Origin of the sequence: Mesorhizobium sp. B2-5-13 (assembly GCF_006440535.1) — a bacterium.
Classification (GTDB): domain Bacteria; phylum Pseudomonadota; class Alphaproteobacteria; order Rhizobiales; family Rhizobiaceae; genus Mesorhizobium; species Mesorhizobium salmacidum.
The window spans coordinates 142,300-167,173 of the sequence record NZ_VFUI01000006.1 but is presented as its reverse complement, the minus strand read 5'-3'; the positions used below and the strand labels follow the sequence as shown (position 1 = coordinate 167,173).

At 63.6% G+C, this 24,874-nt stretch carries 23 protein-coding genes; 18 read left to right on the top strand and 5 right to left on the bottom strand.

The features are described 5' to 3' along the window. Nucleotide 1 precedes the first annotated feature (1 nt). From murG to FJ434_RS12870, 14 genes are all read left to right on the top strand, one after another. Nucleotides 2-1,129, top strand: a complete 1,128-nt coding sequence (gene murG / locus FJ434_RS12935) for an undecaprenyldiphospho-muramoylpentapeptide beta-N-acetylglucosaminyltransferase (RefSeq protein ID WP_140747479.1) — start codon at nucleotides 2-4, stop codon at nucleotides 1,127-1,129. Continuing rightward, complete coding sequence (murC, locus tag FJ434_RS12930; protein WP_140747475.1) at nucleotides 1,126-2,526, top strand: UDP-N-acetylmuramate--L-alanine ligase; 1,401 nt, start codon at nucleotides 1,126-1,128, stop codon at nucleotides 2,524-2,526. The genes murG and murC overlap by 4 nt, the downstream gene beginning before the upstream one ends. Beyond that, nucleotides 2,523-3,488 (top strand): UDP-N-acetylmuramate dehydrogenase, encoded by a 966-nt coding sequence (gene murB, locus FJ434_RS12925; protein WP_140747471.1) that lies wholly within the window; start codon nucleotides 2,523-2,525, stop codon nucleotides 3,486-3,488. The genes murC and murB overlap by 4 nt, the downstream gene beginning before the upstream one ends. Before the next feature lie 300 nt (nucleotides 3,489-3,788). Further along, nucleotides 3,789-4,715 (top strand): D-alanine--D-alanine ligase, encoded by a 927-nt coding sequence (locus tag FJ434_RS12920; RefSeq protein WP_140747468.1) that lies wholly within the window; start codon nucleotides 3,789-3,791, stop codon nucleotides 4,713-4,715. Continuing rightward, entirely contained in the window at nucleotides 4,703-5,644 is a 942-nt protein-coding gene (locus tag FJ434_RS12915; protein WP_140715834.1) for a cell division protein FtsQ/DivIB, read from the top strand. Before FJ434_RS12920 ends, FJ434_RS12915 begins: the two co-directional genes overlap by 13 nt. After that, nucleotides 5,641-6,948 (top strand): cell division protein FtsA, encoded by a 1,308-nt coding sequence (gene ftsA / locus FJ434_RS12910; protein WP_140747465.1) that lies wholly within the window; start codon nucleotides 5,641-5,643, stop codon nucleotides 6,946-6,948. The genes FJ434_RS12915 and ftsA overlap by 4 nt, the downstream gene beginning before the upstream one ends. Nucleotides 6,949-7,014: 66 nt before the next feature. After that, complete coding sequence (gene ftsZ, locus FJ434_RS12905) at nucleotides 7,015-8,700, top strand: cell division protein FtsZ (RefSeq protein WP_140502428.1); 1,686 nt, start codon at nucleotides 7,015-7,017, stop codon at nucleotides 8,698-8,700. 280 nt (nucleotides 8,701-8,980) lie between these two features. Then, nucleotides 8,981-9,931, top strand: a complete 951-nt coding sequence (lpxC, locus tag FJ434_RS12900; RefSeq protein WP_140747462.1) for a UDP-3-O-acyl-N-acetylglucosamine deacetylase — start codon at nucleotides 8,981-8,983, stop codon at nucleotides 9,929-9,931. A 261-nt stretch (nucleotides 9,932-10,192) separates the two neighbouring features. Next, the gene (locus FJ434_RS12895) at nucleotides 10,193-11,062 is read left to right on the top strand and encodes an outer membrane protein assembly factor BamD (RefSeq protein WP_140747755.1); all 870 of its coding nucleotides are present in this window, start codon (nucleotides 10,193-10,195) and stop codon (nucleotides 11,060-11,062) included. A gap of 178 nt (nucleotides 11,063-11,240) precedes the next feature. Next, nucleotides 11,241-12,914, top strand: coding sequence for a DNA repair protein RecN (gene recN / locus FJ434_RS12890; protein ID WP_140747459.1), 1,674 nt, complete (start codon nucleotides 11,241-11,243; stop codon nucleotides 12,912-12,914). 134 nt (nucleotides 12,915-13,048) lie between these two features. After that, entirely contained in the window at nucleotides 13,049-15,253 is a 2,205-nt protein-coding gene (ligA, locus tag FJ434_RS12885; RefSeq protein WP_140747456.1) for an NAD-dependent DNA ligase LigA, read from the top strand. Further along, nucleotides 15,250-15,945 carry a TIGR02453 family protein gene (locus tag FJ434_RS12880; RefSeq protein WP_140747453.1) on the top strand — a complete coding sequence of 232 codons (696 nt, stop codon included), beginning with the start codon at nucleotides 15,250-15,252 and terminating at the stop codon, nucleotides 15,943-15,945. The genes ligA and FJ434_RS12880 overlap by 4 nt, the downstream gene beginning before the upstream one ends. A 168-nt stretch (nucleotides 15,946-16,113) precedes the next feature. Next, nucleotides 16,114-16,842 (top strand): AzlC family ABC transporter permease, encoded by a 729-nt coding sequence (locus tag FJ434_RS12875; RefSeq protein ID WP_140502434.1) that lies wholly within the window; start codon nucleotides 16,114-16,116, stop codon nucleotides 16,840-16,842. Further along, nucleotides 16,839-17,135, top strand: coding sequence for an AzlD family protein (locus FJ434_RS12870; RefSeq protein WP_140747450.1), 297 nt, complete (start codon nucleotides 16,839-16,841; stop codon nucleotides 17,133-17,135). Before FJ434_RS12875 ends, FJ434_RS12870 begins: the two co-directional genes overlap by 4 nt. Before the next feature lie 29 nt (nucleotides 17,136-17,164). Here the strand turns inward: FJ434_RS12870 and FJ434_RS12865 are convergent, their stop codons facing one another. From FJ434_RS12865 to FJ434_RS12855, 3 genes are all read right to left on the bottom strand, one after another. Beyond that, nucleotides 17,165-19,009 carry an aminopeptidase P family protein gene (locus FJ434_RS12865; protein WP_140747447.1) on the bottom strand — a complete coding sequence of 615 codons (1,845 nt, stop codon included), beginning with the start codon at nucleotides 19,007-19,009 and terminating at the stop codon, nucleotides 17,165-17,167. A gap of 195 nt (nucleotides 19,010-19,204) precedes the next feature. Continuing rightward, complete coding sequence (locus FJ434_RS12860; RefSeq protein WP_140502438.1) at nucleotides 19,205-20,077, bottom strand: 50S ribosomal protein L11 methyltransferase; 873 nt, start codon at nucleotides 20,075-20,077, stop codon at nucleotides 19,205-19,207. Nucleotides 20,078-20,088: 11 nt separating this feature from the next. Further along, on the bottom strand, nucleotides 20,089-20,667 hold the full coding sequence (locus tag FJ434_RS12855; RefSeq protein WP_140502440.1) for an SCO family protein: 579 nt from the start codon (nucleotides 20,665-20,667) through the stop codon (nucleotides 20,089-20,091). A 195-nt stretch (nucleotides 20,668-20,862) separates the two neighbouring features. Between FJ434_RS12855 and FJ434_RS12850 the strand changes: the two genes are divergently transcribed. From FJ434_RS12850 to FJ434_RS12840, 3 genes are all read left to right on the top strand, one after another. Beyond that, nucleotides 20,863-21,381: a CreA family protein gene (locus FJ434_RS12850; protein WP_140747444.1), complete on the top strand. Its 519-nt coding sequence runs from the start codon at nucleotides 20,863-20,865 to the stop codon at nucleotides 21,379-21,381. A gap of 83 nt (nucleotides 21,382-21,464) precedes the next feature. Then, nucleotides 21,465-22,106, top strand: coding sequence for a DapH/DapD/GlmU-related protein (locus tag FJ434_RS12845; RefSeq protein ID WP_140747442.1), 642 nt, complete (start codon nucleotides 21,465-21,467; stop codon nucleotides 22,104-22,106). 320 nt (nucleotides 22,107-22,426) lie between these two features. Continuing rightward, nucleotides 22,427-22,855, top strand: a complete 429-nt coding sequence (locus tag FJ434_RS12840; protein ID WP_181165913.1) for a low affinity iron permease family protein — start codon at nucleotides 22,427-22,429, stop codon at nucleotides 22,853-22,855. 3 nt (nucleotides 22,856-22,858) lie between these two features. On the opposite strand, the gene FJ434_RS12835 is transcribed toward FJ434_RS12840, so the two are convergent. Next, nucleotides 22,859-23,725: an SDR family NAD(P)-dependent oxidoreductase gene (locus FJ434_RS12835; RefSeq protein ID WP_140747439.1), complete on the bottom strand. Its 867-nt coding sequence runs from the start codon at nucleotides 23,723-23,725 to the stop codon at nucleotides 22,859-22,861. 134 nt (nucleotides 23,726-23,859) lie between these two features. Between FJ434_RS12835 and FJ434_RS12830 the strand changes: the two genes are divergently transcribed. Further along, on the top strand, nucleotides 23,860-24,141 hold the full coding sequence (locus FJ434_RS12830; RefSeq protein ID WP_023792142.1) for a hypothetical protein: 282 nt from the start codon (nucleotides 23,860-23,862) through the stop codon (nucleotides 24,139-24,141). A gap of 81 nt (nucleotides 24,142-24,222) precedes the next feature. Here FJ434_RS12830 and FJ434_RS12825 read toward each other — a convergent pair whose 3' ends face one another. Further along, nucleotides 24,223-24,798 carry a TMEM175 family protein gene (locus FJ434_RS12825; protein WP_140747436.1) on the bottom strand — a complete coding sequence of 192 codons (576 nt, stop codon included), beginning with the start codon at nucleotides 24,796-24,798 and terminating at the stop codon, nucleotides 24,223-24,225. Nucleotides 24,799-24,874 lie beyond the last annotated feature (76 nt).

The window sequence follows — 24,874 nt, the reverse complement described above, 5'->3', positions numbered from 1 at the left end:
CATGGCCAGAGGCGTTATCCTTCTCGCGGCGGGTGGAACCGGCGGACATCTGTTTCCAGCCGAAGCGCTGGCACACGAACTGATCGAGCGCGGCTGGGCGGTGCATCTGGCGACCGACACCCGGGCCGAGCGGTTTGCCGCCCGTTTCCCGGCGGCGGCCGTCCATCCGATCCAGTCGGCGACGTTAGGCTCGAAAAATCCCTTCGCCCTGCTTGGCGCCTTCTGGAAAATCTGGAGCGGCGTGCGTCAGGCCTCCGCCATTATCGGCAGGATCAAGCCGGAGGCCGTCGTGGGCTTTGGCGGCTATCCGACCTTGCCGCCGCTCTATGCGGCGACGCGGCGCAAGGTTCCGACGCTGATCCATGAGCAGAACGCGGTGATGGGGCGCGCCAACCGGGCGCTGTCGGGCCGTGTCGATGCGATAGCCGGCGGCTTCCTGCCGCAGGATGAGAGTGCGGCCGGCGCCAAGACGGTGACGACCGGCAATCCGGTCAGGCCGGCTGTGCTCGAAGCAGCCAGGACACCTTACGTCGCTTCAACCAGGGATGAGCCTTTCCGCCTGCTGGTGTTCGGCGGCAGCCAGGGCGCCCAATTCTTTTCCGATGCGATGCCGGGGGCAGTCGCGCTGCTTTCCGATGCACAGCGCAGACGCCTTGTCATTACTCAACAAGCTCGCGCGGACGACGTGGCGCGGGTGAAGGCAGCCTATGCCGCGCTTGGCGTCGCCGTCGAGGTCTCGCCGTTTTTTACCGACATGGCGGCGCGCATTGCGGCGGCGCATCTGGTGATCTCGCGTTCCGGCGCCTCGACTGTCTCGGAGATCGCAGTTATCGGCCGGCCGGCGCTGCTGGTCCCCTATCCCTTTGCGCTCGACCACGATCAGGCAGCGAATGCGGCAGCGCTCGCTGCCGCTGGCGGCGGCGAAGTGCATGTGCAATCGTCGCTTTCGTCCGAGCGTATCGCGGCACTGCTCGGCGCCCTGATGGACCAACCGGAGCGGCTTGCGACGATGGCCGCCGCGGCCAAGTCGGTCGGCAGGCCCGACGCGGCACGGTTGCTCGCCGACCTCACAGAGGCTATTGCGTCCCGCAAAACAGTATCGGATTTCAGGAAGGGAACGCACCCATGAAGATGCCGCAGACCATTGGCCTCGTGCATTTCATCGGCATTGGCGGCATCGGCATGAGCGGCATCGCCGAGGTGCTGCACAATCTCGGCTACAAGGTGCAAGGGTCCGACCAGGCCGACAGCGCCAATGTGCAGCGGCTGCGCGACAAGGGCATCGAATGCTTCGTCGGCCACAAGGCCGAGAATCTCGGTGACGCCGAGGTCATCGTCGTCTCGACCGCGATCAAGAAGTCGAATCCCGAACTGAAGGCGGCGCGTGAAAAACTGTTGCCGATCGTGCGCCGCGCCGAGATGCTTGCCGAGCTGATGCGTTTCCGCCAGGCTGTTGCCATCGGCGGCACGCATGGCAAGACGACGACTACCTCGATGGTGGCGACACTGCTTGAAGCCGGTGGGCTCGACCCGACCGTCATCAATGGCGGCATCATCAATGCCTATGGCACCAATGCGCGCATGGGCGACGGCGAGTGGATGGTGGTCGAAGCCGACGAAAGCGACGGCACCTTCCTCAAGCTGCCGGCCGACATCGCGGTCGTCACCAACATCGATCCCGAGCATCTCGATCATTATGGCAATTTCGACAATGTGCGCGAAGCGTTCCGGCAGTTCGTCGAGAACGTGCCTTTCTATGGCTTCGGCGTGATGTGCACCGATCACCCGGAAGTGCAGGCGCTGGTCGGCCGCATCGAGGACCGGCGCATCATCACCTATGGCGAGAACGCACAGGCCGACGTGCGCTTCACCAACCACCGCATGGCGGGGGCGACCTCGGAGTTCGATGTCATCATCCGCGACCGCAAGGGGCGCGGCCAGACAACGATAGCGGGCCTGCGCCTGCCGATGCCCGGTCACCACAATGTATCCAACGCGACGGCCGCGATCGCGGTCGCGCACGAACTCGGCCTCTCCGCCGAGGCGATCAAGAAGGGCCTGTCTTCCTTCGCCGGCGTCAAGCGCCGCTTCACGCATACCGGTTCCTGGAATGGTGTCGACGTGTTCGACGACTACGGTCACCACCCGGTCGAGATTTCGGCGGTACTGAAGGCGGCGCGCAGCGCCACCAATGGGCGTGTCATCGCCATTGCCCAGCCGCACCGCTTCACCCGGCTGCACGATCTGTTCAATGAGTTCTCCGCCAGCTTCAACGATGCCGACACGGTGATGGTCGCCCCGGTCTACGCCGCCGGCGAAGAGCCGATCGACGGCGTGACCTCGGACGCGCTGGTGTCGCGCATCCGCGCCGGTGGCCATCGCGACGCCCGCTATATCGAGGGTCCGGCTAATATCGCACCCGTCATCCGTGACATCGCCAAGCCCGGCGACTTCGTCGTCTTCCTGGGCGCCGGCAATATCACCCAATGGGCCTATGCTCTGCCGAAGGAGCTTGCCGCCTCATGATGAACGGCCAGGCCCTGATCGACAGACTTGGCGACCGGCTGGCCGGCCTGCGCGGTCGCATCACGCCGAATGCCGAGATGGACAAGATCACCTGGTTCCGGGCAGGCGGCCTTGCCGAGGCGCTGTTCCAGCCTGCGGACGAGGAGGACCTTGCGGCGTTCCTAAGGGCGGTTCCCGAAGAGATCCCCCTGACGATCGTCGGCGTCGGTTCGAACCTTCTGGTCCGCGACGGCGGCATCCCGGGTTTTGTCGTCAGGCTTACCGCGAAGGGCTTTGGCGAGGTTGAAGTCATTTCCCCGATCAGGATCAAGGCAGGTGCCGCCACGCCCGACAAGCGTGTGGCGGCGGTGGCGCTCGAGGCCGGCATTGGCGGCTTCCATTTCTACCACGGCATTCCAGGCGCCATCGGCGGGGCGCTCAGGATGAATGCCGGCGCCAATGGCGTCGAGACGCGCGAGCACGTCGTCGAGGTGCGGGCGCTCGACCGCAAGGGCAATGTCCAGACGCTGAGCAATGCCGAGATGGGATATGCCTACCGCCATTCGGCGGCGCCCGTCGGGCTGATCTTCACCTCGGCCGTTTTCGAAGGCTTTGCCGAGGACAAAGCGGTGATCAAGACGGCGATGGATGCGGTGCAGAACCATCGCGAGACCGTGCAGCCGATCCGCGAGAAGACCGGCGGCTCGACCTTCAAGAATCCGGAAGGCACCTCGGCCTGGAAGGAAATCGACAAGGCGGGTTGCCGCGGCCTAATGATCGGTGGCGCGCAGATGTCGCCGATGCACTGCAACTTCATGATCAACACCGGAACCGCGACCGGCTACGATCTCGAATATCTCGGCGAGACGGTGCGCGCGCGGGTGCTCGAGCATTCCGGCATCCGGTTGCAGTGGGAGATCAAGCGCATCGGCGATTTCCGCTCCGGGCATGCCGTGCAGGAGTTCCTCGGCCAGCTCCTTTAGCGCATCTTGAAGTTCACGTGATGCGTGAACTTCAACAGAATCAAAATGCCGTGAAATCGTTGCTGCAAAGACTCAGCGACACGGATTTCGCATCCATTTTCTCAGAAAGTGAATCTCTCGGAATCATAAGTACTTGCCAGTGAATCAACTCTCTGATTCTCTGCCCTAAAGCGTTTCCTGATTTGAGTCGTTCGACGCGTTACCCGCGTTTTCCGTCTGGGGGGCAACCTGCCGGGAGACTCGGACTCAATGTTGCGGAAATCTTGGATTTTGGTCCGCCGTGAGAGGGGATGACGGGGAATGAAAAACAAGCATGTGGCCGTATTGCTGGGAGGTTTCTCGTCCGAGCGGCCCGTGTCCTTGTCTTCGGGAAAGGCCTGTGCCGATGCGCTGGAGCAGGAAGGGTATCAGGTCACCCGTGTCGATGTCGGGCGCGATGTCGGCTCGGTGCTTGCCGAGCTCACGCCCGACGTCGCCTTCAATGCGCTGCATGGACCGTTCGGAGAGGACGGTACTATCCAGGGTATCCTTGAATATCTCGGCATTCCCTACACCCATTCCGGCGTGCTCGCCTCGGCGCTTGCCATGAACAAGGAGCAGGCGAAGAAGATCGTCAAATCGGTCGGCGTTCCCGTTGCCGAATCGAAGGTCGCCAACCGCTTCTCTATCCAGAACAAACACCCGATGAAGCCGCCCTACGTGGTCAAGCCGGTCAGCGAAGGGTCGAGCTTTGGTGTCGTCATCGTGTCGGAGGGGCAGTCCCACCCACCGCAGGTGATCGGGTCGTCCGAGTGGAAATATGGCGATACCGTCATGGTTGAGCGCTACATCCATGGGCGCGAGCTGACCTGCGCCGTCATGGGCGATGTGGCGCTTGGCGTCTGCGAGATCATCCCGACGGGCCATTCCTTCTACGACTATGATTCAAAATATGTCGCGGGCGGATCAAAACACGAATGCCCCGCAAAAGTTTCACCGAATATTTACCAAAAAATACAGACACTGGCGCTCAAGGCTCACCAAGCCGTCGGCTGTCGGGGCGTTTCCCGGTCGGACTTCCGTTATGACGATCGTCACTCCGAAAATGGCGAGGTTGTATGGCTCGAGGTCAACACTCAGCCGGGCATGACGCCGACGTCTCTGGTGCCTGAAATTGCCGCCCATGCCGGGCATTCGTTTGGTGAACTGTTGAGTTGGATGGTGGAGGACGCTTCGTGTCTGCGTTGAAATGGGGGCAGGGCAAGGTGAGGGGCGCGGCCGGGCCGTCGCTGTTCGGCCTGCCATTGTCGTTGGACCATTTCGTCCTGCCGCGCGTGCTTCGCCGCCCGGTGCGCATCCTGACGCGCCTTGGAGATGGTGAATTCCAGGCGCCGCGGTTCTCCGTCGCGATCATGTCGTCGGTGCTGCTGGCTTCGAGCGGGGCCTATGGCGCCTACCTCGGCGGTCATGCCGACGGCATCATTCAAAGCATCACCGCCCGCACCGGCTTTGCCGTTGATCAGGTCAAGGTGGTCGGCAACCGTCAGACTTCAGAGATCGACATTCTCGACAGGCTTGAACTCGATGGCTGGACTTCGCTGATCGGCTTCGATGCCGAGGCCGCGCGGGAGCGCATCGCGACCTTGCCGTGGATCCAGGTCGCCGCGGTGCGCAAGGTCTATCCGCATACGCTCGAAGTGCGCGTCGAGGAGCGCGCGGCTTTCGCGCTCTGGCAGCAGGGCAACGACCTCTCCGTCATCGAAAAGGATGGCGCTGTCATCGCGCCGTTCTCGGGCGGCAAGCAGGTGCTCCTGCCGCTGTTGATCGGTACCGGCGCGCCCGCCAAGGCGCCCGATTTCCTGGCCAGGATCGAACAGTATCCTGACCTTGCCAGTCGCATCAAAGGCTATGTCCGCGTCGGCGAGCGGCGCTGGGACCTGAAGCTGGACAACGGCATCACCATCAAGCTACCCGAGGATGACGAGGAACAGGCGCTCGCCGAGCTCGTCAAGATGGACCATGACAAGGGCCTGCTGTCGCGCGACATCGCCGCCGTCGATATGCGCCTGACAGACCGGCTGGTCGTGGAGCTGACGCCACAGGCGGCGACGCAGCGCGAAGCCGCGCTCAACGAGAAGCCGAAAACCCTGAAACGCAAGCCGGAGACGAAGATATGAGCTGGCTTGGCGGTTCTGGCGATGCCTCGTCGCGCCGGTCGGGCACCCTGACGGTGCTGGATGTCGGCTCGAACAAGGTCTGCTGCATGGTGGCCAAGCTCAAGCCGAACGATGACGGCAAGCTCCTGCGCGGCCGCTCGCACCGCATCCAGGTCATCGGCATCGGCCACCAGAAATCGCAAGGCGTGAAGTCGGGTGTCATCGTCGATCTCGATCGTGCCGAGCATGCTATCCGCCTTTCCGTCGACGCCGCCGAGCGCATGGCCGGGCTGACGGTCGATTCGCTGATCGTCAACATGACCGCAGGACGGCTGAAGAGCGAAAGCTTCTCGGCCACCATCAACCTTGGTGGCCACGAGGCCGACGAGGCCGACATCAAGCGCGTGCTCGGCGCCGGCGCCAAGCAGGCGCTGAAGGCCGAGCGCGAGGTGGTCCATTCGCTGCCCGTCGGCTTCTCGCTGGATGCCGAGCGCGGTGTGCGCGATCCGCGCGGCATGGTGGGCGACACGCTTGGCGTCGACATGCATGTGCTGACCGGTGATGCCGCGCCGATGCGCAATTTGGAGCTTTCCATCAATCGCTCGCACCTGTCGGTCGAGCGCATGGTGGCGACGCCCTATGCCAGCGGGCTGGCGGCACTCGTCGACGACGAGCTGGAACTCGGAGCCGCCTGCATCGACATGGGCGGCGGCACGACGACGATCTCGGTGTTTTCGGAAGGCAAGTTCGTTCATGGCGACGCCATCGCCATTGGCGGCAACCATGTCACGCTCGACATGGCCAAGGGACTTTCGACCTCGCTCGATGCCGCCGAACGGCTCAAGGTGATGCACGGCTCGGCGTTGCCGGGCAGTGCCGACGACCGCGACCTGGTCTCGATCCAGCCGATCGGCGACGATGGCGACGTGCCGCTGCAGATCCCGCGTTCGGTGATGACGCGCATTGTGCGCGCCCGCATCGACGAGACGCTCGAACTCCTGCGCGACCGGTTGAACAAGTCCGGCTATGGCAATGCGGTCGGCAAGCGCGTCGTGCTCACCGGCGGCGCCAGCCAGCTGGCCGGCCTGCCGGAGGCGGCGCGCCGCATCCTGGGGCGCAATGTACGCATCGGTCGCCCGCTCGGCGTGGCGGGCTTGCCCGAAGCGGCGAAAGGTCCTGCTTTCTCGGCCGCTGTCGGGCTTCTGATCTATCCGCAGATGGCGAGCTTCGAGAGCCATCCGGCGAAAGGCATTTCCGGTCTCAGGATGACCGGAACTGGTGGAAAACTGCATCGCATGGGTCAGTGGTTGAGAGACAGTTTCTAATTGACGGGGACAGCCCCATAGGCGGCCGCTGCGGCGAAGCGGCGTGAAAGGCAAAGGACGGAGACAATGACCATCAATCTGCAGAAGCCGGACATCACCGAGCTCAAGCCGCGCATCACCGTGTTCGGTGTCGGCGGCGGCGGCGGCAATGCCGTGAACAACATGATCACCGCCGGACTGCGCGGTGTCGAGTTCGTCGTGGCCAACACCGACGCGCAGGCGCTGACCATGTCGAAGGCCTCCCGGCTGATCCAGCTTGGCGCGCATGTCACCGAGGGGCTCGGTGCCGGATCGCAGCCGGAAGTCGGCCGCGCCGCGGCGGAAGAGTGCATCGACGAGATCCTCGACCATCTCACCAACACCCACATGTGCTTCGTGACCGCCGGCATGGGCGGCGGCACCGGTACGGGTGCTGCTCCGGTTGTTGCCCGCGCGGCCCGCGAGAAGGGCATCCTGACCGTCGGCGTCGTCACCAAGCCGTTCCACTTCGAAGGCCAGCGCCGCATGAAAACGGCCGACTTCGGCATCGAGGAGTTGCAGAAATGCGTCGACACCTTGATCGTCATCCCCAACCAGAACCTGTTCCGGCTGGCCAATGACAAGACCACCTTTGCCGACGCCTTCGCGATGGCCGACCAGGTGCTCTACTCCGGTGTCGCCTGCATCACCGACCTGATGGTCAAGGAAGGCCTGATCAACCTCGACTTCGCCGACGTGCGTTCTGTGATGCGCGAGATGGGCAAGGCGATGATGGGTACCGGCGAGGCTTCGGGCGAGGGCCGTGCGATGGCGGCGGCGGAAGCCGCGATCGCCAACCCGCTGCTCGACGAGACCTCGATGAAGGGCGCCAAGGGCCTGCTGATCTCGATCACCGGCGGCCGCGACCTGACCCTGTTCGAAGTCGACGAAGCGGCGACCCGCATCCGCGAGGAAGTCGACCAGGACGCCAACATCATCCTGGGCGCCACTTTCGACGAGGAACTCGAAGGCGTCATCCGCGTCTCGGTGGTCGCCACCGGTATCGACAAGTCGGCGGCTGAAATCGCCGCCGCGCCGATTTCGATCCGCACCGCTCCGCCGAAGCCGGCTGCCCGGCCGGCCGTCGCCCCGGTGGAAAGCCGCCCGGCACCGGTCCAGCAGGCGGTGTATGAACCACGCGCCGCCGATCCGGTTGCCGAAGCCATCCAGTTGGCCGAAGCGAATGCCGCGGCCATGGCGCAGGCTCGTCCGGCTCCGGTCGCCCATGCGGACGATTTCCGCCCGCAGAGCAAGATCTTCCAGGCGCCGCCCGCACAGCCGCAGCCGATGGTGCAGCCGGTCGTCCAGCAGATGATGCAGCCGGCTCCGCAGCCGCGCGAAATGCTGCGTGAGGTTCAGCAGCCGGTCGCGATGGCGCCGCAGCGCATGCCGCGCGTCGAGGACTTTCCGCCGGTCGTGAAGGCCGAGGTCGACGCCAAGAGCCGTCCGGTGGACCATGAGAACAGCGGCCCGATGGGTCTCCTGAAACGCCTGACCAATGGCCTGACCCGTCGCGAAGAGGAACCTGCACGGCTGCAGCCGGCGCAACCGCGCGAGCCCAAACTGCGCCAGGCCGCACCGGAAGTGCGCCGCCTCGCCAGCCAGGACGCGCAGCTCTACGCGCCGCGCCGCGGTCAGCTGGACGATCAGGGCCGCCTGACACCACAGACCAGGGCGACTCAGGACGACGATCAGTTGGAGATTCCGGCGTTCCTGCGCCGCCAGGCCAACTGAGCCGTTAACGGACTGTAACAATTGTTAACAGGCAGGCAAGGAATTGCTTGCCTGTTAACGTTTAAAATACAGCATAATCAATTGGTTATGGTGCCGTACATGTTCCAGTTCGCGGTTACAAAGAGTAAGAAACCGTGATTTGGAGTCTCCTTGCCGGGACATTATCTTCGCGGCCTACCATAGTCGGCATGCCGGGATTTCGGGGGAAGTAGCCCTGCCTGCCGATTTAACAAGAGCCGCGCCCTCGGGCTGGAGAAGCGGACCTAGGCATTACGGGCTCATGGGGATTGTCTTGCACGACCACCAGACGACAGTGAAGACGCGCGCGTCGCTTACAGGCACCGGCGTTCACAGCGGCAAAGAAGTTTCCATCAGTTTCCTGCCCGCGGATGCCGATACCGGCATCGTGTTCCAACTCCTTAATGGCGATGGGCAGGGCCGCGAATTCCGCGCCCTGTTCTCCGAGATCGGCGCCACCGACCTTTGCACAATGCTCGGCGATCCCTCTGGCGAGCACATCGCCACGGTCGAGCACATCATGGCGGCCCTGTTCGGGCTCGGCATCGACAATGTCGTCATCGAGATCGACGGCCACGAGGTCCCAATCCTTGATGGCAGCGCCATGGCGTTCGTCGAAGCCATCGACCAGGCCGGCATCGAGGTGTTGGCCGTCAAGCGGCGATATATCAGGGTGGTCAAGCCGGTCCGCATCGAGAACGGCGCCTCCTGGGCGGAGTTCAGGCCTTATGACGGTACCCGTTTCGAGGTCGAGATCGATTTCGAAAGCCCGGCGATCGGCCGTCAGCTCTTCGCATCGGACATCAATGCCGATATTTTCCGCCGCGATATCGCGCGGGCCCGCACCTTCGGCTTCATGAAGGACGTCGAGCGGCTGTGGGCCGCCGGTTATGCGCTGGGATCCTCGCTGGAAAATTCCGTGGTGATCGGTGATGACAACCGCGTCATCAATATGGGCGGCCTGCGCTATCCCAACGAATTCGTGCGCCACAAGACGCTCGACGCCATGGGCGACCTGGCGCTGGCCGGTGCGCGCTTCATCGGCTGTTTCCGCTCCTATCGCGGCGGTCACAGGCTGAACGCCGCCGCGCTGCGGCGCCTGCTGTCGGACCGCACGGCCTTCGAGATCGTCGAGACGACACGCCGGGAGCGTGGCCGGGCCGCCGAGATGAACGCCGTCAACGCGCCGCTCTATGCGCCCTGGATGATCTGATTTTCTTAATCTTTTTCGGATTCCATGGGGCATGGGTGTTGCATGAATGCATCATCCGTCAGCGAAATTGCATAGATTTTCACGCCACGGTCCACCGCCACAAAAATGTGCGATTGGCTGGACATAGCGTTGCCGGGCAAGGCGGTTATGGTTTATGGCTGCGGCCGTCTATTAGTGCATGTCGCTCAAAAGTGGGGATCAGTTTTGGGACAACAGCATGCAAGAGGCATTGAAATAACGCCGAAAGGGCGCAATCCAATCATGTTCTTCAAGCGAGTCGGTCAATCGAAAGCGCCGCAGCGGTCTGTTTTCCTGGCGCTTTCGGTGGTTGTTCCATCGCTCTTTCTGTCGGCCTGCATGTCGTCGGAGAAAGATATCGACTTGTCGACCTATGTCGACCAGACCGAGCCGGCCGACGTTCTCTACAATCAGGGCCTCGCCAACATGAATGCGGGACGCCTGGACGAGGCGAGCAAGAAGTTCGACGCCGTCGACCGCCAGCACCCCTATTCGGAGTGGGCGCGCAAATCGATGGTGATGGGCGCGTTCGCCGACTATCGAAAGGGCAGCTACGACGACGCGATCCAGTCGGCAAAGCGGTACCTGGCGCTTTATCCGTCCACGGATGACGCCGCCTACGCCCAGTACATCATTGGTCTCAGCTACTATCGCCAGATCAAGGACGTGACGCAGGACCAGAAGGAAGCACGCCAGACCGTGCAGACGATGCAAGACCTGGTGACGCGCTGGCCGACGTCGGAATATGTCGACGATGCCAAGCAAAAGATCCGCTTTGCCAACGACCAGCTCGCGGGCAAGGAAATGCAGATCGGCCGCTATTATCTGGAACGCCGCGAGTACATCGCCGCCGTCAAACGCTTCCGCACAGTGGTCGAAAACTATTCCAATACCCGCCATGTCGAGGAAGCGCTCGCGCGCCTGACCGAAAGCTATTACGCGATGGGATTGACCTCGGAGGCCCAGACGGCCGCCGCGGTGCTCGGTACCAACTATCCCGACAGCTCGTGGTACAAGGATTCCTACAAGCTGCTGCAGAGCAATGGGCTGGCGCCGCGCGAGAATGCCGGATCGTGGATATCCAAGGCCGGGAAGCTGATTACCGGCGCCTGACCTCCGAGCGAAGCGCGCAGCGCGCTTTTTCGGATTGATCCGAAGCTCAAACAAAAAGATAGTGCGGCGCTGCGACTCCAACTGTCGGGTGCCGCTCTAAATCTTTTTGTTTTCGTGCCTGTCGTTATCCCGAAACCGGGTCCACTTTTTGGGCGGCATGCAATAGGTCCGGTTTCTCATGCTTTCCAGACTGTCGATCCGAGATATCGTCCTGATCGAAAAGCTGGACATCGACTTCCAGCCTGGTCTTTCCGTGCTGACCGGCGAAACCGGCGCCGGCAAATCCATCCTGCTCGACGCCCTGTCGCTGGCGCTCGGCGCGCGCGGCGATGCCTCGCTAGTGCGCCATGGCGCATCCCAGGGGCAGGTCATTGCCGTGTTTGATGTTCCGCGCAACCATCCGGTGCGCGCGCTGCTTGCCGAAAACGCCATCGAGGATGACGGCGACGTCATCCTGCGCCGCGTGCAGACGGCGGACGGACGTACCCGTGTGTTCGTCAACGACCAGCCGTCCAGTGTGACGCTGATGCGCGACGTCGGCCGCGCGCTGGTCGAGATCCACGGCCAGCATGATGAACGCGCTTTGGTCGATCCCGGCGCACACCGCGATGTGCTCGATGCTTTCGGCGGCCATCTGGGTGCCGTCCGCTCGACCGGCGAGGCATGGCGGCACTGGCGCGCCTGCGAGCAGGAGCTGACGCGCCATCGCGCCAAGGTGGCGGCCGCCGCGCGCGAGGCCGATTATCTGCGCGCCGCGGTCGCCGAACTGACCAAGCTCGATCCGCAGCCCGGCGAGGAAACCGAACTTGCGGAGCTGCGCGCCCACATGATGCGCGCCGAGAAGATCGCCTCCGAAATCCACGATGCGCAGGATGTGCTGTCGGGTCCATCCTCGCCCTTGCCGCAACTGGCCAGCCTGCTGAGGCGGTTGCAGCGCAAGGCGACGGAGGCGCCCGGCCTGCTCGAGGACGTGGTCAAGTCGCTGGATGAAGCGATGTTGTCGCTCGATGCGGCGCAATCGGGCGTCGAGGCCGCGCTTCGGGCCACGGAGTATGATCCACAGCGGCTGGAAAAAGCGGAAGAGCGGCTGTTTTCGCTGCGCGCGGCGTCGCGCAAGCACAGCGTCGCCGTCGACGATCTGGCGCAGCTGCGCGACACGATGGTTGCCGATCTGGCCGATCTCGATGCCGGCGAGGAGCGCCTGCACGGCCTGGAAAGGCAGGCGGCGGCCGCGCGCGAAACCTACGACATCGCCGCCGCACAGCTGTCCTCGCTCCGCCATGCCGCGGCGGTCGGTCTGACCAAGGCTGTGATGGCCGAACTGCCGGCGCTGAAGCTCGAACGCGCGGCCTTCATCGTCGAGATGAAGAGCGAGGCCGAGACGCGCAAGGAGGAGGGCATCGACCAGATTGAGTTCTGGGTGCGCACCAATCCCGGCACGCGGCCCGGGCCGATGATGAAGGTCGCGTCCGGCGGTGAGCTGTCACGCTTCCTGCTCGCGCTGAAAGTGGCGCTGGCCGATCGTGGTTCGGCGCCGACACTGGTTTTCGATGAAATCGACACCGGCGTGGGCGGCGCGGTGGCCGACGCCATCGGCCAGCGGCTGGCGCGGCTGTCGAAGCGCGTCCAGGTGCTTTCCGTCACCCACGCGCCGCAAGTTGCGGCGCGCGCGGCGACACATTTCCTGATCTCCAAATCGGGCAGCACCGACCGGGTCGCGACAGGGATTGCCGAGATGGACAAGACGGCGCGGCAGGAGGAGATCGCCCGCATGCTGGCCGGTGCCACGATCACCGACGAGGCGCGCGCCGCCGCCGAGCGGCTGCTGCGCGAGAATACAAACGCGGCATGAGACTATCCGGCGTCATGGGGCGAGTCAGGATATGGCTCCATCCTGCTGTTCAGGAATGATCTTTTCCGAAAACCGGTTCCCACTTTTCCGGATCATGCTCTATGGTGACGCGCCACCGTTCAGGGACAAAAAGCATGGCCGAAAAACCTGTCGATTCGCTCAGCGAAAGCGAGGCTGAAGCCGAACTCCAGCGCCTTGCCGAGGAGATCGCCGGTCACGACCGGCGCTACCATGCCGAGGACGCGCCTGTTATCACGGACGCGGAGTATGATGCTCTGCGGCGGCGTAATCTTGCCATCGAGGAGCGTTTTCCCGGGCTGGTGCGTGAGGATTCGCCCTCGCTCAGGGTGGGTGCCGCACCGGCGGAAGGCTTCACCAAGGTGCGCCACGCCGTGCCGATGCTCAGCCTCGCCAAGGCCTATACCGACGCTGACGTTGCCGATTTCATCGAGCGCGGCCGGCGCTTCTTCGACCGCGACAAGGACCTCGACATCGCCTTCACCGCCGAGCCGAAGATCGACGGGCTGTCGGCGTCGTTGCGTTACGAAAAAGGCGTGTTCGTGCAGGGGGCGACGCGCGGCGACGGCGCTGTCGGCGAGGACATCACCGGCAATCTCAGGACCATCGCCGACATCCCAGCAAGGTTGAAAGGTTCGGGCTGGCCCGAGATCATTGAGATACGCGGCGAGGTCTACATGACCTATGCGGAATTCGAGGCGCTCAAGGCGCGCTCGGCGGCTGTCGGTGGCCAGGATTACGTCAATCCGCGCAATACGGCGGCCGGGTCGCTGCGCCAGAAGGATCCCTCCGTCACCGCCAGCCGCAATCTCAAATTCTTTGCCTATGCGTGGGGTTATACGACGGCGGATCCGGCACCAACGCAGTACGAAGCGGTGCAGAAATTCGCCGATTGGGGTTTCAAGATCAGTCCGCTGATGGTGCGGGCGAAGTCGGTCGAGGAGCTGGTCGCGCATTATCACCGGATCGAGGAGCAGCGCTCGTCGCTCGGCTATGACATAGACGGCGTCGTCTACAAAGTCGACCAGCTGGAGTTGCAGCGCCGCTGGGGCTTCGTCACCGGTGAGCCGCGCTGGGCCGTCGCGCACAAATTCCCGGCCGAACAGGCGATGACGACCGTGCAGAGGATCGACATCCAGGTCGGCCGGACCGGCACGCTGGCGCCGGTGGCGCGGCTGGCGCCGGTGACGGTCGGCGGCGTCGTGGTGGAAAACGTCACGCTGCACAATGAAGACTATATCAAGGGCCTGGACAGCACCGGCCAGCCGATCCGCGACGGCATCGACGTGCGTATCGGCGACACGGTGGTGATCCAGCGGGCAGGGGATGTCATCCCGCAGATCGTCAGCGTCGTCGTCGACAAGCGTCCGCCCGATGCCGTGCCGTACGAATTCCCGCACTCTTGCCCGATCTGCGGCTCGCCGGCGACGCGCGAGATCAACGAAAAGACCGGCAAGGAGGATTCACGGCGCCGCTGCACCGGCGAATTGATCTGCCCGGCGCAGGCCGTGGAGGGGCTGCGCCACTTCGTGTCGCGCGGCGCCCTGGATATCGAGGGGCTGGGCGCGGAGAACATCGATACTTTCTTCAATGCCGGGTTGATCAAGACCGCCGCCGATATCTTCACGCTCAGGGAGCGCCGGCCCGCCGTGACGAAGGCGCTGGCCGAGCGGCGCGAGGAGCAGGCCAGGCAGCGCGAGGCAGCGTCCGGCAAGACCCGCAAGAACGTGCGCAGCGTCGAGGACCGCAACTATGAGGGGCTCGACAAGCTGTTCGCGGCCATCGATTCGCGCCGAGAGCCGGAGCTCGACCGCTTCATTTTCGCGCTCGGCATCCGCCATATCGGCGAGACAACGGCTGCCGTGTTGGCCCGGACATTTTCAACCATCGAGGAGTTGATCCGCGTCGGCAAGGAGACGGCGGCGGCGGAGGATCCGCATGCCGTCTTCCCATCGATCAACGGCATTGGCGATACGGTGATCGATGCGCTGCGCGATTTCTTCGGCAATGAGCGCAATGACGACGTGCTCGAGAAGCTGCTGGAGCAGGTCAAACCGAAGCCGTATATCGTCACCGTCTCGGCCGACAGCGAGGTCGCTGGCAAGACGATCGTCTTTACCGGCTCGCTGGAAAAGATGACGCGCTCCGAAGCCAAGGCAATGGCCGAGCGTCTCGGCGCCAAGGTGGCCGGCTCGGTTTCGGCCAAGACCGATCTGCTGGTGGCGGGACCGGGTGCGGGCTCCAAGCTCAAGCTTGCCAGCGAACTCGGCGTTGAAGTCATCGACGAGGACACCTGGCTGCAGCGGGTCGGCAAGTCGTGACGGGCGAAGCGTTCAAGGGGTTCGGCTCCAAGGCAATTCCGTTCCTGAAGGCATTGGATTTCCACCAGAGCCGCGAATGGTTCCTGGAGAACCGCGAACTGTTCGAAAAGGAATTGCGCGATCCACTGGGCGATCTCGTCGACACGCTTACGCAGCGATTTGCGGAAGCCGGCCTCGGCCTGCGCGGCGACCGCAAGAAGTCGATGTTCCGCATCAACCGCGACGTGCGCTTCGCCAAGGACAAGCGACCCTATAACCGACATCTGTCGGCTATCCTGTCGCCGGACGGCACCAAGATGGAGCAGGGCGTGTTCTTCGTCCGTATCGGGCTTGAGCGCTGCTTTGCCGGCGTCGCCTGGTGGCAGCCGGCGCCGGAACTGCTGACGGCCATGCGCAAGGCCATCACGAGCCATCCCGATACGTTTCGCGCCGTGGTGGCGGCGCTGAGGAAAAATGGCCTCGAACTCGATGCCGAAGGCGGCATGAAACGCACGCCGCGCGGCTTCGAAGAGGTCGCCGACGAGGATCTTGTCGCTGCCATCCGCAACCGGCATTTCGCCGTCCGCCACGCGATCGATCCGGCTGGTATCCACGGGCCGGAGCTGGTCGAGGAACTTGTCGATTTCACCTTGCGCGCCAAGCCGCTGCTCGACTGGGGCAGGGCGATCGAGGGCAAGACCGCGAAGGACTGAGCTTCCACGCAAGCGTCGACGATCATTTCCGCTGATCGTTTGGCTCAAGCGAATTCGTGTGACACGGCAACCCATGCCACCTAAATACCGCCACTCCTTTTGTTGTCGTGCATGTCGTTGTCCCAAAACCGCTACGCAGTTTTGGGCGACATGCATCAGGAGTGGCCGATGGCGACGGACGTGATTTCTGAGAGCGGCGGCAAAAGCGATTTCTGGCAGGGCGTACGGCTCTCCATGCCGGTCGTGGTGGCGTCGGCGCCGTTCGCCGTGCTGTTCGGCGCGCTCGCCGTCGACAATGGCTTCTCGGTCCTTGAAGCCTTCCTGATGAGCGCGCTGGTCTATGGCGGCGCCAGCCAGATGGTCGGCATCCAGCTGTTCGGCCAGCATGTCGCGCCGTGGCTGGTCGTGCTCTCGATCTTCGCCGTCAATTTCCGCCACGTGCTCTATTCCGCCGGCATCGGCCGGCGCATCGCGCACTGGCCTGTCATCCAGCAGGCTCTCGGCTATTTCATCCTCACCGACCCGCAATTCGCGGTCGCGGAGGCGCGGGCGCAATCCGGACAAACGGTCGGCTTCGCCTGGTATCTGGGGCTTGGCCTGCCGGTCTATCTGTTCTGGATCGTGGAAAGCGCGCTCGGCGCGCTGTTCGGCAAGCTCATCCCGGACACCCATGCGCTGGGCATCGATTTCCTGCTGCCGATCTATTTCCTCGGCCTCGTGATGGGCTTCCGCAAGCGCCCCTTGTGGTTGCCGGTGGTCGTCGCCAGTGCCTGCGCCTCGATCGTCGCTTACAAGACGGTGGGTTCGCCCTGGCACGTCTCCATAGGCGCCGTCGCCGGCGTGCTGCTCGCCGTCATTCTGCCGCCGCGCCACAGCGGCGTGGAGGCAAGGTCATGAGCACAACATTCTGGATCATCATCGCCGGCGCGATCGCGACCTATCTCACGCGCATCGGTGGCCATCTGGTCATCTCCCGCTTCGATCACATCCATCCGCGCGTGGAAGCCGGTCTCAACGCCGTGCCGGCTGCCGTGCTGACGACGCTGGTGGCGCCGGAACTGTTGAATGCCGGACCGGCGGAGTGGGCAGCCCTGGTCGTCACGGCGGTGGTTTCGCTGCGTGGCGGGCTGATGGCGATGTTTCTGGCGGGCGCGGTGGCGCTGATCCTGGCACGGCAGTTCGTGGGGTAGGGCGCATCGCCCTTCAGCGCCTCAAAAATTCAAATCTTCGCGTCGTGCGGCAGCGGTGCTGTCGCCTTTTCCAGCCAGGCGAGCGTTTCGCCGTCGAGCATCGGACCGATCTCGGACAGCACGCGGGCGTGGTAGGTGTCGAGCCAGTGCAGTTCGTCACGTGTCAGCAGGTCCGATCGCACCAGCCTGACGTCGATCGGCGCCAGCGTCAGCGTCTCGAAGCCGTGCATGGCGATGTCGCCGCCCTCGATCTGTTCGGCCGGCGTCACCAGGATGAGGTTCTCGATGCGGATGCCGTAGGCGCCTTCCTTGTAATAGCCCGGCTCGTTGGACAGCATCATGCCCTCGAGCAGCTTTTCGGTGCCGGTGCGGGCGATGCGCTGCGGACCCTCGTGCACAGCCAGGTACGAGCCGACGCCATGGCCGGTGCCATGGGCGAAGTCGCAGCCATGCTTCCACAACGCCATGCGGGCGACGGCGTCGATCTCGGAGCCGCGCGTGCCGGCGGGGAAGCGCAGCGTCGAAATGCCGATCATGCCTTTCAGCACCAGCGTGAAGCGCTCGCGCATCTCCTCGGTCGGCTGGCCGATTGGTACGGTGCGGGTGATGTCAGTGGTGCCATCCTGGTATTGCGCGCCGGAATCGAGCAGGAACAGCTCACCAGCCTGCAGCTTGCGGCTGGTGGCGCGCGAGACGCGGTAATGCATGATGGCGCCGTTCGGGCCGGCGCCGGAAATAGTGTCGAAGGAGACGTCGCGCAGCGGCATCTGGGTTTCCTCGCCGGTCTGCCGGCGGGTCTCTTCGAGCCTGGTAACGACCGCGATCTCGTCGAGGGAGCCGGGCTGCTGCCGGTCGAGCCAGCACAAAAGCTTGGCCACCGCCGCGCCGTCGCGGCGATGCGCGGCGCGTGAGCCGTTGATCTCGGCCTGGTTTTTGGTGGCGCGCGGAATACGGGCGGGATCGGGCGCGGCAATCACCGTGCTGCCATTGTCCTCGACCAGCACGCGCAGACGGTCGGCCGCCAGCACCGGATCGAGCGCGATTTTCGCGCCGCTTTTGGCAAGCGCCACGATCGCGGCCTCGAATTCGCCGGGCTCACGCGGATCGGCGAGCTGGGTGAGGTAGGCCGCCACCTGACGCGAGAACTTGCGTCGATCCATGAAAAGCTGGTGCGATCCGTCGGCGGCGAGAATGGCGAAGCCGAGCGCCAGCGGCGTATGCGGGACGTCGCCGCCACGAATATTGAAGGCCCAGGCGATAGAGGAGGGGTCGGTCAGCACCGCATGGGTGGCGCCGTCCTTGCCGATCGCCGTTGCCAGCCGCGCCAGCTTGTCCTTGGCGAGCTCGCCGGCAAAGCCGATCGGGTGCAGTTCGACCGGGGTTACGGGTGCGGCGGGCTGATCCTTCCAGATGATGTCGATCGGGTTCCTGTCTAACGGCACCAGCACCGCGCCGGTCTTGTCGGCGGAGGCCTGCAGCGCCTTGACCTCGCCGATCGTGTGCAGCCAGGGATCGAAGCCCAGCCGCGCCCCTTTGCCAATGTTGTCCCTGAGCCAGACAGCGGGCGGATTGTCGACCAGGCTCTCGATCGAAAAGATGCCGAGGTCGACTTCGCCCCGCACCTGCAGCGTGTAGCGCCCGTCGACAAAGACGAAGGCGCGGTCGCGCAGCACGACGGCGACGCCGGCCGAGCCGCTGAAGCCGGTCAGCCATTTCAGCCGTGCAGAACGATCGGCGACGTATTCGCCCTGATGCTCGTCGGCGCGCGGAACGATGAAGCCATCGAGGCCATTGTCGCTGAGCCATTGGCGCAGCAACGCCACGCGTGGCTTGCCGACTGCCGGATCGCCCGCGGAATCGAAGGTCTGGAACATGATGGGCCTCCTGATATCAGCTTGACCGTAGCGCATGGGCCTGGAAATCGGAATCGATTTCCGGCTGGCGCAACCTGCTACAGCATTGCCTGGCTGACAACCAAATGGGGCTGGTCCAGACTTGGCCTGACGGCGCCGGCATTCTCTTGGCGGTGCCTTGCCGACAACCATTGATCGGCAATGGCTTTGCCGGCCTCAGCGCTTGAGGTGGATCGTCACCCAGCCTTCGCGGTGTAAGGTGCTGATATGGCGGAAATTCTGGCCGACATAGGCCGATACCACCGCATCACGCTGGCGGTCCAGGATGCCTGACAGCACGATCGAGCCGCCAAGCGCGATATGCCCTGCCATTTGCGGCGCGAGCCGCATCAGCGGCCGCGCCAATATGTTGGCGACGATGAGGTCGAAGGGTGCGCGCCTGGCGAAGATCGGGTGATGAAAGCCCGGCGCGGTCACCGTCTCGATGAGCGCCTTGACGTGGTTCAGCCGCGCATTGGCGGCGGCGACCTTGACCGCCACCGGATCGATGTCGGTGGCCAGCACCGGAATATGCGCCAGCTTGGCGACGGCGATCGCCAGCACCGCGCTGCCGGTCCCGAGGTCGAGCGCGTTGCGCGGGTGCTCGCGCCGCACAACTTTCTCCAGCATTTCGAGGCATCCGGCGGTGGTGCCGTGATGGCCGGTGCCGAAGGCAAGGCCCGCCTCGATCTCGATGGCGAGCTCGCCGCTATGGCGCTTCCTGCTGTCGTGCGCGCCATGGACGAAGAACCGGCCGGCGCGCACCGGCTTCAGGCCTTCCAGGGAACGTGCCACCCAGTCGATGTCGGGCAGCGCCTCGCGCTCGACCGGTCTCGACAAGGCGAGGCCGGCGAGAATGTCCTTCAGCCGCGCCTCAACCGCGTCGACGTCGCCATCGGCATAGAGCGAGACCTCATGGATGTCGGCGTCTTCGTCGACCTCCAGCACGGCGATCGGCAGGCCTTCATCCTCGAAGGACGTTTCGAGCGCCGCGAAGATGCGCTCGGCCTCGATCTTTCCGGTGGTGAAATGGAGCCGCGTTTGGGTCATGTGAATTCTGGTCAGCCGTTCGCGGCGAGGCGCTTCAGCTTCTCCACGGCGGTGTCGGCGCTCTCGCCATAGGCGATCGTGCCGGCAAAGTCGCCCTTGGCGTTGAGCAGCAGCACCGAGGCGGTGTGGTCCATGGTGTAGTCGCCGTCGCCGGTGTCGACCTTCTTCCAGTAGATGCCGAATGCCTTGGCCATGGCATGGACCTTGTCAGGGTCGCCGGTAATGCCGGTGATGCGGTCGGAGAAATTGCTGACATAGGCGTTCATGACCTGCGGTGTATCGCGCTCCGGATCGACCGAGACGAAATAGGCGTGCAGGTTCTTGCCGTTGTCGCCGAGCGTCTTCAGCCAGCCGGAGAGTTCGAACAGCGTGGTCGGGCAGACTTCAGGGCAATGGGTGAAGCCGAAGAAGACGACGCTGGGCTGGCCCCGGAAAGCGGCCTCGGTAATCGGTGCGCCTTTCTGGTCGACCAGGGTGAACGCCGCACCGAACGGCTCGCCGCCATAGTGGCCGCGATACCAGTCGAAGGTCAGCCAGCCGATGCCGGCGGCCATCAGGACGAGAATGCCGACCAGGATAGAACGCATCATCAGAAAAGTCCGTCTGTAATGTCATGGCGCGCCAGCCAAAGCCGTGCGCCCCTTGTTCGGCCATAGTCTTAGCGGTTCAGCCTCGCACAGGCAAAGTGCCGCGTTGCCGCAACCGCTGTGGTGTTGACCCATCTGCTTGCAAAGCCGCACAGCCCGCCCCACCTGAGACCGGCAACTCGAACCGAGGAGGCTTCTTTGCTCGAACTGATTGGGCTCAAACTGACTGGGCGGAAACTGATCGGCGGCGCGTTGGCGGCATGCGTTGCGCTTGGCGCCGGTAGCGCCGTTGCCGAGGAAGTCGGCAAGGTCGGCGTCGACTGGGTCGGCAACGACATCATCATCGACGCGATCAAGGACCCGAAGGTGGATGGCGTGACCTGCCATGTCTCCTATTTCGACCGAAGCATCATCGACCGCCTGCACAAGGGCAATTGGTTCGAGGATCCCAGCGACTCCTCGATTTCCTGCCGCCAAACCGGGCCAATCACCATCGGCGACATCGACATGAGCGAGGGCGGCGAGGAGGTATTCAAGCAAGGTCTCAGCCTGATCTGGAAGAAGCAGGTGGTGAACCGCATCTACGACAAGAAGAACGAGACGCTGATCTATCTGTCGCACTCGCGCCAGGTGCAGAACGGCTCGGCCAAGATGTCGGTTACGACGGTGCCGCTCTACGGCCAGAACGTGGTGTGGAGCAACAGCAAGCCGAAATAGGCGGGCGAACTCTTCCTGGTGCTACTCTGACGATGATCGGCTCCTGCTTGCGGGACCAGTCGACCTGACGTAAAGCCGCCGGCATGGACCGTTCCGAAGATCTCGTCGCGAAAGACCCCGAGCCGCGCATCCATCCAACGGCGGAGATGAAGGGCTGCAAGCTTGGCCGCTATGCCGTGATCGGCGAACGCGTCGTGCTGCGCGAGGTCATCGTCGGCGATTTCTCCTATTTCGAACGTCATGCCGAGGCGATCTATACGACGATCGGCAAATTCTGTTCCATCGCCGCCAACAGCCGCATCAACGCGCTGGAACATCCGATCGAGCGGCTGACCCAGCACAAGGTCAGCTATCGGCCGAACGAATATTTTCGCTGGCTGGGTGTCGATGCCGCGTTTCGCGACCGGCGGCGATCGAAGGCCGTGACCATCGGCAATGATGTCTGGGTCGGCCACGGCGCGGTCATCTTGCCTGGCATCGCCATCGGCAATGGCGCGGTCATCGGCGCCAATGCGGTGGTGACGCGGGACGTGCCGTCCTACACGATCGTCGCCGGCGTGCCGGCGAAGCCGATCAGGCTGCGCTTTGCCCCTGAAATAGCGGCACGCATCGAGGCTCTCGCCTGGTGGGACTGGCCGGTCGAGACACTCGCCAGGGCGGTTCCCGACATGCAGGCAATGCCGATCGAAGCCTTCCTCGACCGCTGGGAAAACGACGCCGTTTAACTCCCGTGGAGAACGGTTTGGGCCTCGCCGTCACGGCTGCGCAGGGAACTATTCTTGACGCTCTCCGGAATGAAACCCCTTCCGCCATGCGGGGGTGGCGCGGCGGAAGGGGCTGGAGGTAACCCGCTGTAAAGCGGAAGGAACAGGCTCTTGCCTGCGCGGCTACCATGACATTGAACCGATAAGGTGTGTTTTGTGCCGAATGCGCGCTTCGCGTGCATTTAATTGCATCGGTTGTATTTTTTGCCCGCGGGAACCTGAAATGGCTGCTGGTTGTTTCCTCTTGTGCCCACACGGAGCCGCGCTGTCTGAGGGAGTTCATGATCGAGAAACTTTTCACCAAAATCGCCAACCGGGTGGCTCACCTTGCTGGCCTGTCGCCCACGTTCGCACTCTGTTGCCTGATCGTCATCGTCTGGGGACTAAGCGGGCCACTCTTCGCGTTCTCGGACACCTGGCAACTGGTGATCAACACCGGGACGACAATCATCACCTTCCTGATGGTGTTTCTCATCCAGAACACCCAGAATCGCGACGGCGCGGCGATCCAGGCCAAGCTCGATGAGCTGATACGGGTCAGCGCGGCCAAAAACACCTTCATCGGCATCGAGCACCTGACTGAAGCCGAGGTCCAGGAGATCCGCGCCAAATGCGAGCGGGCGGCTAAGCGGCACGACGAGAAGATCGCCACCATGGCGGCCAAGAAGGCGGTTGCCCAGAAGCGGGGCGCGAAAAAGAGCGTGGCTTGAGGCTCAGCCTTTCATGAACGCCGCGAACGCATCCTTGTGGTCGGGGTGCCAGCGCGACAAGGCAGGGCGGTTTTCGATAATGTCGCCGATCGCCCAGGCCATGCGCTTTTCGTCCAGCGGCCGCGCGGCCTCATTGTCGGGACACAGGACGTAGAAGTCACCCCTGACCAGCGATTCCAGCATGAAATCAATCACCTGCTCACCGGTCCACGCTCCCGCCGGCTTTTCCGTCGCGCCTTCGGTCAGGCCGGTATAGGTGAAGCCGGGGATGAGCAGATGCGCCGACAGGCGGGCGCCAGGCTCATTCCTCAGCGCATGCGCCAGGCCCTCGGTAAAGGTCTTCACGCCGGCCTTGGAAACGTTGTAGGCGAGGTTGCCGGGCGGCGTGGTGATGCCTTGCTTGGAGCCGGTGTTGACGATCAGGCCCGGCTTGGCCGATGTGAGCATGCGTGGCGCGAAGGCTTCGACGCCATGCACGACGCCCCAGAAATTGATGTCGAGCAGCCGTTTCCAGCCGTCGCGGTTGTCCCAGGGTTTTCCCGGGTTGTCGCCGACGCCGGCATTGTTCATCAGCAGCGAGACGGCGCCGAAGGCGCCGAATGCCCGGTCGGCCAAACGATCCACCTCATCGGCCTTCGACACGTCCGATGCAACGGCAAGCACGGCGTCGTCGCCGGCAATCGCGGCAACGACTCGCGAGGCATCGTCGAGGCGCGGGCCGCCAATGTCGGCGAGCACGATCTTCATGCCCATCAGCGCCAGCCGTTTGGCCGCCGCAAGACCAATGCCGCTGGCGGCACCGGTGATGACGGCGGTATTGCCTTGGCCAAGCGCGGGCAAGGCGGTCTGGATCTCGGTATCGGGGATCATCGGCGATGCTTTCCTTTTTCGATGGCGCCGAACTTAGCGCCGGAACGGGCTTGTGCAAGCCGCCGTCGGGCTTGTCGGGTTGACCAGTCCGGTCGTGGCTGCGCATGCTGCGATGCCAAAAGGGAGATTTGCGATTGACGGATTGGGTTGCAATTCTGAAGGAGCAGACCGCCACCGGCGACCAGATGGGGCGCGAGGTGCCACAGATGCTGGCCAACCCGGATATCAGCGAAGCCCAGGTGAAAACCTTGTTCTCCGCATTGGAAAAACAAGCGGAGTTCGTCGAGAAGCTGCGCATGGCGCTGGAGAAGTTCGGCCATGATTTCTCGATCATCAAGGCGGCGGAGCGGCTGGAAGAGCGCTATGCCGACCTTGCCGCTTCCGTGGCGGAGAAGCTGAAGGCGATGCGCGGTTAAGCAATTCCAGGAGAGGCGTGAGGCAGTTTTCCCGGGAAAAGCGCATAACGCTTTCCCTAGGGAATTGCGCTGGACAAAGAGCTATTTTTCGAGAACGCGCGAAAAACGCGTGTCCGGGACCAGCCAGACCAGGGCGACGGCGACATAGAGCGCGACGCCGATCCACCGGTCGAGGAAGGTCAGCCCAACGGCCGCTATGTAGGCGGCAAGCGAAATCCTTCCCTTGCGGTCGCGGCCGATCGCCTTGGCGAATGCGGTATCCGGCCCATGCAGCCGATGCAGCGCAATGACTAGGATGCTGTAGGCGGTCGCACACATTACAAGGTCGAAACCGTAAACCGCGACGGGAACCGTGGCGAAATGGTTCTCGCCCATGAAGGCGGTCGTCATCGGCATCAGGGACAGCCAGAACAACAGATGCAGGTTCGCCCACAGCACGTGGCCGTCGACACGCTGCACGGTGTGGAACATATTGTGCAGATTGTTCCAATAGAGGCCGACATTGATGAAGGAGAGCACGTAGCACAGGAAGATCGGCCACTGCGGCAGCAGCGCCGAAAAATCCTCGCCTTCCGGCACCTTCAGTTCCAGCACCATGATGGTGATGATGATCGCCACCACGCCGTCGGTGAATGCCTCGACCCTGCCTTTGCCCATGATCACCACCCCAGTCCGCGATGAGTTGCCGAAAGATAGTAAATCGTTAGCGGATGTTGGCGCGCCGATAAACAGT